Origin of the sequence: Duncaniella sp. C9 (assembly GCF_004803935.1) — a bacterium.
GTDB classification, from domain to species: Bacteria; Bacteroidota; Bacteroidia; order Bacteroidales; family Muribaculaceae; genus Duncaniella; species Duncaniella muris.
This window is the reverse complement of sequence record NZ_CP039547.1, coordinates 775,434-786,993: the sequence shown is the minus strand read 5'-3', so window position 1 is coordinate 786,993 and position 11,560 is coordinate 775,434. Positions and strand designations below refer to the sequence as shown.

The 11,560-nt window shown below is 52.2% G+C and carries 10 protein-coding genes; 6 read left to right on the top strand and 4 right to left on the bottom strand.

All coding sequences use genetic code 11. The features are described from left to right. Nucleotides 1-23: 23 nt before the first annotated feature. Genes E7745_RS03240 through trmD form a run of 5 tightly spaced genes read left to right on the top strand, consistent with a single transcriptional unit; the run spans nucleotide 24 to nucleotide 3,994 of the window. Nucleotides 24-1,127 (top strand): DNA replication/repair protein RecF, encoded by a 1,104-nt coding sequence (locus tag E7745_RS03240; protein WP_123398757.1) that lies wholly within the window; start codon nucleotides 24-26, stop codon nucleotides 1,125-1,127. Then, nucleotides 1,124-1,414, top strand: coding sequence for a DUF721 domain-containing protein (locus tag E7745_RS03235; RefSeq protein ID WP_136408299.1), 291 nt, complete (start codon nucleotides 1,124-1,126; stop codon nucleotides 1,412-1,414). Before E7745_RS03240 ends, E7745_RS03235 begins: the two co-directional genes overlap by 4 nt. Before the next feature lie 16 nt (nucleotides 1,415-1,430). After that, on the top strand, nucleotides 1,431-1,895 hold the full coding sequence (locus tag E7745_RS03230; RefSeq protein WP_107033360.1) for a thioesterase family protein: 465 nt from the start codon (nucleotides 1,431-1,433) through the stop codon (nucleotides 1,893-1,895). Between the two features lie 11 nt (nucleotides 1,896-1,906). Beyond that, nucleotides 1,907-3,304, top strand: coding sequence for a hypothetical protein (locus tag E7745_RS03225; protein ID WP_136408298.1), 1,398 nt, complete (start codon nucleotides 1,907-1,909; stop codon nucleotides 3,302-3,304). Between the two features lie 6 nt (nucleotides 3,305-3,310). Next, a complete protein-coding gene (gene trmD, locus E7745_RS03220) occupies nucleotides 3,311-3,994 on the top strand; it encodes a tRNA (guanosine(37)-N1)-methyltransferase TrmD (RefSeq protein WP_107033362.1) in 684 nt (227 codons plus the stop codon). Between the two features lie 96 nt (nucleotides 3,995-4,090). Here the strand turns inward: trmD and leuS are convergent, their stop codons facing one another. Both leuS and nadA read right to left on the bottom strand, forming a co-directional pair. Next, nucleotides 4,091-6,865 carry a leucine--tRNA ligase gene (gene leuS, locus E7745_RS03215; protein WP_123398730.1) on the bottom strand — a complete coding sequence of 925 codons (2,775 nt, stop codon included), beginning with the start codon at nucleotides 6,863-6,865 and terminating at the stop codon, nucleotides 4,091-4,093. A gap of 18 nt (nucleotides 6,866-6,883) precedes the next feature. After that, nucleotides 6,884-7,849, bottom strand: coding sequence for a quinolinate synthase NadA (gene nadA, locus E7745_RS03210; protein WP_136408297.1), 966 nt, complete (start codon nucleotides 7,847-7,849; stop codon nucleotides 6,884-6,886). 1,327 nt (nucleotides 7,850-9,176) lie between these two features. On the opposite strand from nadA, the gene E7745_RS03205 reads away from it, so the two are divergent. Continuing rightward, nucleotides 9,177-9,938 (top strand): glycosyltransferase family 2 protein, encoded by a 762-nt coding sequence (locus tag E7745_RS03205; protein WP_136408296.1) that lies wholly within the window; start codon nucleotides 9,177-9,179, stop codon nucleotides 9,936-9,938. 83 nt (nucleotides 9,939-10,021) lie between these two features. Here E7745_RS03205 and E7745_RS03200 read toward each other — a convergent pair whose 3' ends face one another. Both E7745_RS03200 and E7745_RS03195 read right to left on the bottom strand, forming a co-directional pair. Beyond that, nucleotides 10,022-10,681: a ribonuclease HII gene (locus tag E7745_RS03200; RefSeq protein ID WP_136408295.1), complete on the bottom strand. Its 660-nt coding sequence runs from the start codon at nucleotides 10,679-10,681 to the stop codon at nucleotides 10,022-10,024. Further along, the gene (locus E7745_RS03195; RefSeq protein ID WP_136408294.1) at nucleotides 10,678-11,349 is read right to left on the bottom strand and encodes a response regulator transcription factor; all 672 of its coding nucleotides are present in this window, start codon (nucleotides 11,347-11,349) and stop codon (nucleotides 10,678-10,680) included. Before E7745_RS03195 ends, E7745_RS03200 begins: the two co-directional genes overlap by 4 nt. Nucleotides 11,350-11,560 lie beyond the last annotated feature (211 nt).

The window sequence follows — 11,560 nt, the reverse complement described above, 5'->3', positions numbered from 1 at the left end:
TTTTTTGAGTAATTTTGCACTCTGTGAGATTAGAAGAACTGTCACTGACCAATTTCAAGAACATCCCGGAAGCCCGTCTGGAGTTTTCGGGAAAGGTGAACTGTTTTCTCGGCAACAACGGCATGGGCAAAAGCAACATGCTGGATGCCATATACTTCCTGAGCTTCTGCAAGAGTTTCTCACGGGTGCCTGACAAAATGGTTATCCGCCGTGGCGAAGACTTCGCGATGGCCCGCGGAAAATATGTCCGCAAGGATACCGACGAGGAGCTCACTCTCGGCCTCACTGCCGGACGGCGCAAAAGTCTCAGACGCGGCGGAAAGGAATATGACCGGCTAAGCTCACACATAGGCAGCTTTCCGCTGGTCATGGTGGCCCCCCAAGACATTGATCTCATACGCGAGAGCGGAGAGGAACGCCGCCACTGGATGGATATGGTGATCTCGCAGAGCGACCCCCTGTATCTCGACAGCCTCATCCGCTACAACCGTGCTCTCGAACAACGCAACAAGCTGCTGCGCGAAGGTTCGGTCGACCCGAATCTATATGCCGCCGTAGAGATCGTGATGGAGATGGCCGCTGACTACATCCACTCTGTCCGCGCCGCCCGCATTGCCGAACTGACAGTAATTTTTGACCGCTACTACTCCTCGATAGCCGGCAGCAGCGAACACGTCAGCCTCAGCTATCAGAGCGGTCTGAACCGTCCGGACATCACCCTGCAGACTCTTCTCGACGAGGCTCGCCGCCATGACGAGATAGTGAAACATACCTCCGTAGGTATCCACCGCGACGACATCGGCATGGATCTTGACGGCATGCCTATGCGCCGCACCGGCTCGCAGGGACAGTGCAAGACCTTCACCATAGCCCTGCGCCTGGCCCAGTATGACTTCCTCCACCGCGCCACCGGAATAAGACCGCTGCTGCTCCTTGACGATATCTTCGACAAACTCGATGCTTCGAGAGTGGAACGCATCATGGAACTTGTCATCTCCGATTCCTTCGGACAGATCTTCATCACCGACACCAACCGCACACACCTCGACGAGATAATGAGCCGCACGGGCGGCGACTACCGGATGTGGATGGTGGAAAACGGTATCTTTAGTCCGATGCACTCATGAAACGTACATATCCCAAACATATAGCATGCATAATCGACGAAGCGATGGAGCGGGCAGGTCTGACTGAAAGCCTCAACGCCCAGAAAGCCGCCGCAGCTTGGATCGACGTGGTAGGGCCTGCCATCAACCGCTACACCACCCGGCGCTATGTCAGCGATGGTGTGCTGCACGTCTATCTTACCTCCGCACCGCTCAAAAACGAGCTTTCGTTCAACCGCGACAGGCTCATCTCAGCCATAAACCGAGTGGTCGGCGCAGAGGTAATCAGCGATGTGCAGTTTCATTAAAAAAACTATCTGACAAATGAGCTCAAACTATTGTGAATCTGTCATAGAAAATTATCGCCACCGGATGCCCCTGCAGATGCGATTCAATGACATCGACATGCTCGGACATCTCAACAACAGTGTCTATCTTACCTTCATGGATCTCGCCAAAGCACGCTATTTCGAGGCGGTCAACGGCGGTGAGGTAGACATCAGGAAAATGGGGGTGGTGATCGTTAATATCAACGCCAACTTCTGTGCCCCGACCTTCTTCCACGAAGAGATCGAGGTGGAGACCGGAGTGGTTTCGATTGGCGAAAAGAGTCTGATGATCGAACAGCGTGTACGCGCTGTCAAAACCGGTCAGGTCAAATGCACCTGCCGCACCATAATGTCGGGCTTCGACATCCGCACCAACACCTCGGTACCTATCTCCGAAGAGTGGATCGAGAAATTCGAACGCTATGAGGGCCGACCACTCCGGCGCGCCACACCCTCTTAACCTGCCTTCCGATGGACCGACGCATTCTGCCTGAGATATTCCTCGAAAAACTTAAAGAAATGAATCTGACGCAGCTTGGCGATGCTCTCGCCGAGGGCGAGCCCTGCGTGTCAGTCAGACTCAACGCCTCTAAAAATGTAAGCGCCGCTGAAGTGCCTGAGATCTGCGCTGAAGTGCCCTGGTGCCGCAACGGCTTCTATCTTGACCGGCGTCCGCGTTTCACCTTCGACCCGCTGCTTCATCAGGGCGGATACTATGTGCAGGAGGCCTCCTCGATGTTCCACAGCCATGTGGTCAGCCAACTTTGCAAAGATTCCGGACTGCCGCTGCGGGTGCTCGACTCCTGCGCCGCCCCAGGAGGCAAAACCACAGCCGCGATAGACTCTCTGCCGGAAGGTTCGCTGACGGTGGCCAACGAGTATGTGCCCTCACGTGCGGCTGTGCTGCGCGAGAACCTCATCAAATGGTCGTCGCCATTCACCGTTGTGACCCGCGGCGACACAGCAGCCTTCCGCAGGCTCAAAAACAGTTTTGACATGATCATAGCCGATGTGCCCTGCTCAGGCGAAGGCATGATGCGGAAAGATCCCGAAGCCATAGCCCAATGGTCGGAAGGTCTTGTCAGCGAATGTGCCGAACGCCAGTGGATGATCATATCCAACCTCTGGCCCTCACTGAAACCCGGCGGTTTTCTAATCTACAGCACCTGTACTTTCAACCGTCTCGAAAACGAGGAGATGGTCTCACGCATAATCGAAGAACTCGGTGCTGAAAGCGTGGCCGTAGACGTCGATCCGGAGTGGGGTATAGCTCCAGGCATCTCCACACCTCACCACTGCTACCGCTTCATGCCCGACAGACTCAAAGGCGAGGGACTCTTTGTAGCTGTGGTCCGCAAGGAAGGGGAGTGGAAACCATTCTCCCCCGACACTCCGGCCAGACATCAGAAAGCCAAAGGCAAAGGAAAATCCGGCCGTACACAGATACCAAAAGAAGCCTCCGGATGGATTGACAGCCTATGGGCTGAGAAAGTCACACTCTATGCTGAGAACGACCGCATAAGCGCCTTCCCTGCCGCCCATATGGATTTGCTCGGTAAGCTCAAAGGAGAGATCGACGTGATCCACGAAGGCATTCCGCTTGCCACCGTAAAAGGCCGCGACCTGATACCCTCCCAGCCGCTTGCACTCTCCCCGCTTCTCTCGCAGTCGGCATTTCCTACAGCCGATATCAACCGTGACGAGGCCCTGGCATACCTCAGCGGCGATGCCGTGACGCTGCCTGACGACACTCCCTGCGGCTTCGTGCTGCTCAGATATTCAGGCCGTCCGCTCGGTTTTGTCAAAAACCTCGGACGCCGCTCCAATAACCTCTATCCCGCCCCCTGGCGCATAAAAAGCAAATTGTAACTGAAAATGAGAATAGACATACTCACCGTTCTCCCCGAAATGATCGAATCGCCTCTCAACTGCTCGATTCTAAAACGCGCGCAAGACAAAGGACTGTGCGAAATAGTGGTCCACAATCTGCGTGAATACACCACAAACAAGCACCGCAAGGTCGATGACTACCCCTTCGGAGGCGAAGCAGGAATGGTAATGCAGATCGAACCGGTAGACCGCGCCATAGCCCACCTGAAATCGCAGCGTGACTATGACGAGGTTATATTCACATCGCCTGACGGCGAACAGTTTGACCAGCCGATGGCCAACACCCTCTCGCTGTCGCAGAACCTCATCATTCTCTGCGGCCACTACAAAGGTATAGACTACCGTATCCGCGAACATCTCATCACGAAAGAAATCTCGATAGGCGACTATGTGCTGACCGGAGGCGAGATTCCGGCAGTGGTCATAGCCGATGCCATAATCCGTCTGATCCCCGGTGCCATTGGCGATGAACAAAGCGCCCTGAGCGATTCGTATCAGGACAATCTTCTCGCTCCTCCCGTCTACACCCGCCCGGCAGAATACAAGGGCTGGCGTGTGCCTGACATACTTCTCTCAGGCCATGCTGCAAAGATCGACGACTGGAAACACGAGCAGGCCCTCGCCCGCACCCGTCTCCTCCGCCCAGATCTCCTCAAAGGAATGGAATAAATCAGAACAGGAGAAATAAAAAGCGACAGATGGAACACCGTTTCCGATACGGGATTCCATCTGTCGCTTTTTATTAGTAAATTTTGTCAGGCTTTATCAGCCGATGACGATGTTGACGATCTTGTTGGGGACTACGATGATCTTCTTGACAGTCTTCCCTTCGAGCCACTTGGCCGAGGATTCATTTTCAAGGGCCAGTTTCTCGACTTCGTCCTTTGGAAGGTCAGCAGGTACCTGGATGGTGAAACGCGCCTTACCGTTGAAGGAAACGGCATAATTTGCGGTGTTTTCCTTGAGATATTCCTCGTTCCATTCAGGCCAGCGGGCATCGTTGACGGTGGTGTCATGGCCGAGGGCGCTGTGCCAGAGTTCTTCGGCCACGTGGGGAGCGAAGGGTGCGAGCACTACTGCCAGAGGTTCGAGCACCTCGCGGCTGTGACACTTGCAGGCCGAAAGCTCGTTGACACAGATCATGAATGCGGCCACTGATGTATTGTAAGAGAAGTTCTCTATGTCAGCTGTCACCTTCTTGATGAGCTTGTGGACGGCCTTGAGAGCTTCTGCCGAGGGCTTGCTGTCATCCACAAGGCAGTTGTCGCCCTTGAAGTAGAGAGCCCAGAGTTTCTTGATGAAACGGTTGACGCCGTCAATGCCGTTGGTGTCCCAGGGCTTGCTCTGCTCGATCGGGCCGAGGAACATTTCATATAGACGCAGCGTGTCTGCTCCGTAGCGCTCCACAATGTCATCGGGATTGACCACATTGAACATTGATTTCGACATCTTCTCTACAGCCCAGCCGCAGATGTATTTTCCGTCTTCAAGTATGAATTCAGCATCCTTGAACTCCGGACGCCATGCGCGGAAGGCTTCGATATCGAGCACATCGTTGCTGACGCGGTTGACATCCACGCGGATCGCGGTGGTGTCATACTGGTCCTTAAGGCCGAGAGACACAAATGTATTGGTGTCTTTGATGCGGTAGACAAAGCTTGTGCGGCCCTGGATCATGCCCTGGTTGATGAGCTTTTTGAACGGTTCGGGCTCTACAACATGACCGAGGTCATAGAGGAACTTGTTCCAGAAACGCGAATAGATGAGGTGACCGGTGGCGTGTTCGGTACCGCCGATGTAGAGGTCTACATTGCGCCAGTATTCATCGGCCTCGCGGCTCACGAGTGCTTCGTTATTGTCCGGGTCCATATAGCGCAGATAGTAGGCCGAAGAACCTGCGAAACCGGGCATGGTGTTAAGCTCGATGGGATAGCCTTCGGAGGTTACCCAGTTCTTGGCGCGACCCAGCGGCGGCTCGCCGGTCTCGGTGGGGAGATACTTGTCAACCTCCGGCAGCAGCAGCGGCAGGGCCGATTCAGGCATCAGGTGGGGTATTCCATCTTTATAGTATACGGGGAATGGTTCGCCCCAGTAGCGCTGACGGCTGAAAATGGCGTCGCGCAGACGATAGTTGACCTTGACGCGGCCAAGGCCTTTCTCGGCTATGTAGCGCTTGGTGGCGGCGATGGCTTCAGGCACTTCAAGACCGTCAAGCGAGAATTCGCCGTTTGAGCTGTTCATCATCTTGCCGCTCTTGGCCTCGAAGCTCTGCTCGGAAACGTCACAGCCCTCTATCAGAGGTATGACGGGCAGATCAAAATGACGTGCAAAGGCGTAGTCGCGGCTGTCATGGGCCGGTACGGCCATGATGGCACCTGTGCCGTAGCCTGCAAGCACGTAGTCGCTTATATAGATAGGAATTTCCTTTCCGGTCAGAGGATTCACGGCATATGAGCCTGAGAAGACACCAGAGACTTTCTTGTCGATCATGCGTTCGCGCTCGGTCTTGTGCTTGGTGCTGTCGAGATATTCGTCGACGGCCTTGCGCTGTTCGGCGGTGGTGACCATGTCTACATAATCGCTTTCAGGCGCAAGCACCATGAAGGTAACTCCGAACACAGTGTCGGCGCGGGTAGTGAAGATTTCAAGTTCGAGATCCGAACCGGCCACTTTGAAACGCATTTCGGCACCTTCCGAACGGCCTATCCAGTTGCGCTGGGTCTCTTTCAGCGAATCAGTCCAGTCGAGACCGTCGAGGTCGTCGAGGAGGCGCTGGGCGTAGGCTGATACGCGCAGACACCACTGATACATCAGTTTCTGTTCCACCGGATAACCGCCGCGGATCGAAAGACCTTCGCTGACCTCGTCATTGGCGAGTACGGTGCCGAGTTGCGGACACCAGTTGACCATCGTGTTGCCGAGATAGGCAATGCGGTAGTTCATGAGGGTGTCGCTCTTCTCTTTCTCGCTCATCGCTTTCCACCGGTCGGCAGTGAAACGGAGTTCTTCCGAACATGCGGCATGGATGCCTTCGGAGCCTTTTTCCTCGAAATGGGCCACGAGTTTCGAAATGGGCTGCGCTTTGTCAAGCTTGGTGTCATAGTAGCTTTCCACCATCTTCATGAAAGCCCACTGGGTCCACTTGTAGAATTTCGGGTCGCAGGTGCGCACCTCGCGGTCCCAGTCATAGCAGAATCCTATGCGGTCGAGCTGCTGACGGTAGCGGGCAATGTTATCGGTAGTGGTTTTCTCAGGGTGCTGTCCGGTCTGGATGGCATACTGCTCTGCGGGGAGACCGTAGGCATCGTATCCCATAGGATGGAGCACATTGAAGCCCTGCAGGCGCTTGTAGCGCGAGTAGATGTCAGAGGCGATGTAGCCCAAGGGATGTCCAACGTGCAGACCGGCCCCCGACGGATAGGGAAACATGTCAAGCACATAGTATTTCGGACGCGATTTGTCGATCTCAGTCTTGTAGACCTTGTTTTCACGCCAGTAGTTCTGCCAGCGTGATTCAATATCTTTATGATTGTATTCCATGATTCGGTTGGTGGGGAATTATTTTATTTCAAGCATCCGTGTGATCGGACGGCGTGCACGGTCGATGATGGCCGGGTCGACTGTCACTTCAGGCAGTTCATAGCGCAGAGTGTTATAGAGTTTCTGAAGAGTGTTGAGCTTCATGAACGAGCAGTCGTTGCAGGCGCAGGTAGAGTCGGCGGGAGGAGCGGGGATGAAGGTCTTCTGCGGACAGCGGCGGCGCATCTCATGTAGGATGCCGCTTTCGGTGGCCACGATAAAGCTGTCGAATTCGCATTCCTCGGCCCACTTGAGCAGGACAGCGGTCGAACCTACCTTGTCAGCCACAAGGCGGATCGGTTTCGGACATTCGGGATGCACGAGTACTTTCGCTTCGGGATGCTGCTTTTTGAGTTCGAGAATCTTTTCAAGCGAGAACTGTTCATGGACGTGGCAGGCACCGTCCCAGAGAATCATCTCGCGTCCGGTCTGCGAATTTATGTAGTTTCCGAGATTGCGGTCCGGCCCGAAGATGATCTTCTCGTCGGCGGGGAGGGAATTGACAATATCCATCGCGTTGCCGGAAGTGACCACGATATCAGTCAGAGCCTTCACGGCAGCCGAAGTGTTGACGTAGCTGATCACGGTGTGGCCGGGATGCTCTTCGATGAATTTTTCCAGTTCAGGAGCAGGGCAGCTGTCGGCGAGCGAGCAGCCGGCGTTGAGATCGGGTACCAATACTTTTTTGTCAGGGCAGAGTATCTTGACAGTCTCGCCCATGAAGTGAACGCCACACATGACGATGATGTCATTGTCGAGTTTTTCGGCGATCCGTGCGAGAGCCAGAGAGTCGCCTATGAAATCAGCGAGGTCCTGAATTTCTCCGATAGTATAATAGTGCGCGAGGACCACGGCGTTCTTTTCTTTCTTGAGTCTTTTTATCTCGGCTACGAGATCGACTGAAGGATCAACCGGAGCATCCACGAACCCTTTTTCAACATTCATTTATTTATTGGTTTTTTATTTTGAAGAAAAAAATTTTCCCAAAAACTCATTAAGAAGAAATATGATGGATGTTAAAAAGTAGAATAACTTTTCAGCCTATTTCTTGCATATATGGGTTATTGAAGTCCTATTTACATTAGTTACAATGTTATCAACATATAAAACCTCGATAAATCAGTGGTTTAATTTAGTTATTAACATCGTGTTAATAATGTGCAAAGTTAAAAACTTTTCATGGGATTTACAATGGTTTTTTGTTGAAAAGGGGCTTGAAAACCGCTTGATAGATTTATGATAACTTATTTTGAATGTGAGCCGGAAGTATTATATCGTCCATGCTTTCAGATATGCAAGCCTATTCTTTAAAAAGTCATTGAAATGTTATTTACAGTTTTCAACATAGTTTTGAACATTGTTAATAACTCCGTGAAGCCTCCTTTTTCAGTCTTCTTTTATATCCCTCTTTTACTTCCCCTGACCAAGCCTTCAGCGGAGTCTGATTCCAGTCCGGCCGGCCGAAAAATTGATTATCCGGTTCTTCTTTTTAAAGGGTACTTGACATCACCATCCGGTTTCAGTACGCACTGCGTGACCCGGACAGATCCGCAGGTCTGCGGGTGTCCGCAAGGCGCGTTCCGGAGGGTCACCATAGATGTGTGAGGACTGATATGTCGAGGCTCCGGGTGGCCTGCAGTCGGCGGGTGTCCGGCAGGACACTGATTTATTCGTAGCCCCCGACACCGCAGCGCAAAGCGCGCAGGCGTCGGGGGGAAAAAGACATTCAAACAAATGTGGTGTCCGGTTGAGGACACCGGTTTACCATCACGATCTTTTGCTTCGGGATCAATTATACACGGTATGCGGAGAATTATTTTATTTTTCTTCTTTAGTATTTTTACAGGCCGTATGCTTGCCGGGGTGACCTGAGATTTCCGAAAAATCGCGGGCAAATTTTCCAAAATTGCAATAAGCCTCATGCAGGGATATAAAGAAAATAGAGAAACCTCACGGTCTCTCTATTCCCTTAACCTAACTTTTTTAGTTGACTTTGTGTTATGCGTTGCTTTGATAGTAGCTATAAGCCTTCTGACGTTATAGTAGTAACAAAATTACAAATAATCTATTAAAACTACCCCCCCGATAGTTAATTATTGTTAATAGGGCGTTTTGGGTAACTTTTTGCTCCTTTTTCAGATTCTTTGAACCAAGTTGAAAAAAAGAGTTTTGAATAAATAAATTATTTGTTCTACATTTGTAACGTCGTGTGTCAAGACTTTTGCTGTCTCAGTATTAGCAAACGTCAGACATTGTCATATTATTATACACAATGAAAAAAATTTCAGCTACTATTCTTGCCTTTAATGAAGAGAAGCGCATAGGTGCTTGTCTGGAATCGCTGCGCGGGATAGCTGATGAGATAATAGTGGTGGATTCAGGCTCGACAGACCGCACGGTCGACATATGCAGCCGCTACGGATGCCGGATCAGTGTCAGGAAATTTGACGGTTTCGGTGCGCAGCGCCAGTATGCCACATCGCTGACCACTCACCAGTATGTGCTTTCGATTGATGCCGATGAGGTGCTCTCGCCTGCCCTCCAGGAGTCGATTCTGCGTCTGAAAGAAGAAGGCTTCAGCCATAGGGTCTACAGTGTGGCGCGCCTGAATTTCTACTGCGGTTTTCCGGTAAGACACTGCGGCTGGTATCCCGACAGGCAGATACGTTTGTTTGACAAGCGTTATGCAAACTGGAACCTGCGCGACGTTTCAGAGGTGGTGATTTTCCGCGATTCGGTGCGTCCGGCGCTCCTTGACGGAGATATTCTCCATTATCGCTGCGACACCCCGCAGCAGTATGAGGCCGTCATAAATTCCCATGCCAAGATGAAGGCCAAGGTGCTTGCTGCCAAAGATGAGGAAATCGGGTTTCTCTCTCCGTTTCTTCACGGGATGAAGGCTTTCTTGAAAACGTTTGTGAACTGCGGAGGTATTTTTGAAGGAAAAGTCGGGAGAGAGATATCCCGCCAGTCATACAGAGCTGAACTGCTTGCCTACACGGCTGCAAGAAAAATAAAAAAGTCATCCTGCTGAAGGATGGCTTTTGTGTTTTATAAGAGGTTGTTTTTAAACCACCTTTAGGAGTGGAACTCTATCTCTGAAGATCGGCTATTGTGTCAGGCCTTTCCTGATTTTTTCGCTCTGACGGCTTTCGGTGACTTCGTAGGCTTTTCCTCAGAGTCGGGGAGCAGGCGGAAGGTCATGCGGTGGATGGGCGACGGGCCAATGGCGGCGATGGCCTCGCGATGGTCACGTGTCGGATAACCTTTGTTGATTTCCCAGTTATAGCCCGGATAGCAGGCGGCGGCATCACGCATGAATTCGTCGCGGTGGGTCTTGGCGAGGATCGAGGCCGCGGCTATGTTGCCGTATTTCGCATCGCCTTTGACCACGGTCACGTGGGCTATGTCGCGGTATGGTTTGAAACGGTTGCCGTCAACGGCGATTCCGCCCGGCGTAACCTCAAGCGAATCCAGGGCGCGGTGCATGGCGAGGATCGAGGCGTTGAGAATGTTGATGCGGTCTATTTCCTCATGGTCAACCGAGGCAACGGCCCAGGCTATGGCATCACGTTCTATGATGGGACGCAGTTCCTCGCGCTGCTTTTCGGTGAGTTTTTTCGAATCGTTGAGCAGCGGGTTTGAATATCCGTCGGGAAGAATTACGGCAGCTGCGAAAACGGGTCCGGCCAGGCATCCGCGCCCGGCTTCATCGCAGCCTGCTTCGAGAATGAACGGAGTGGTGGAGGAGGGCAGTGGTGATGAAAGTTTTTTCATATCGAATCCATGAAACCGTAGCCGAGACCCGAACGGTTGACTATGTGCTGTCCGTAGGATCCGAGTTTTTTGCGCAGGCGTGAGATGTTGACATCGACAAGGCGCGGGTTGGTCATCTCTTCGCCGGGCCAAGTGGATGAGAAGATGTCTTCGCGCGGGAAGAGCTTGTTGCGCGAGCGCATGAGCAGTGTCAGAATGGAAAATTCGGTAGGTGAGAGGGCCAGGGTTTCGCCGTCGATTATCAGTGTGCGCGAGTCGATGTTGAGGATCAGGGTGCGGTATTCAATGGTGCGCTGGGTGGCGGCGGGTGCGAAATTGCGGTGGCGGCGGAGCACTGAGCGGATTCTGGCCATGAACTCGCGCAGCGAGAAGGGTTTGATGATGTAATCGTCGGCACCGGCGTTGAGCCCTGCTATGATGTCGCGCTCGCCATCGCGGACGGTGCAGAACATCAGTGGAACGTGTTGGGTCATACGGTCTTCTTTCATGCGTTCGAGCAGTTCAAGACCGTCTATTTCTCCCGGAAGCACCACTTCTGAAATGACAAGCTGAAAGGTGTCAAGCGGAAGAGTCAAAGCATCTTCTGCCTGCCCTACGGCCGTGACATCATAACCCTCGCTCTGAAGATTTTCCATCAGCAGAGAGGTGATGCCGCTGTCATTGTCCACAATTAATATAGAAGGGGTCACTCTTTGTTTCTGTTGTGTTTACGATTGCAAAATAGTTATGCGGAGAGAAGGATAGTGATATGAAATCCGGGAGCAAATATACTGAGATTTTGCAAAATTTGAGAAATTTGTAACAGAATTGTGTGACTTTTGAAATGGAATTGTCATTTTTTAAAGGAATAATCCTTACCTTTGTTGAAACAAGATCATC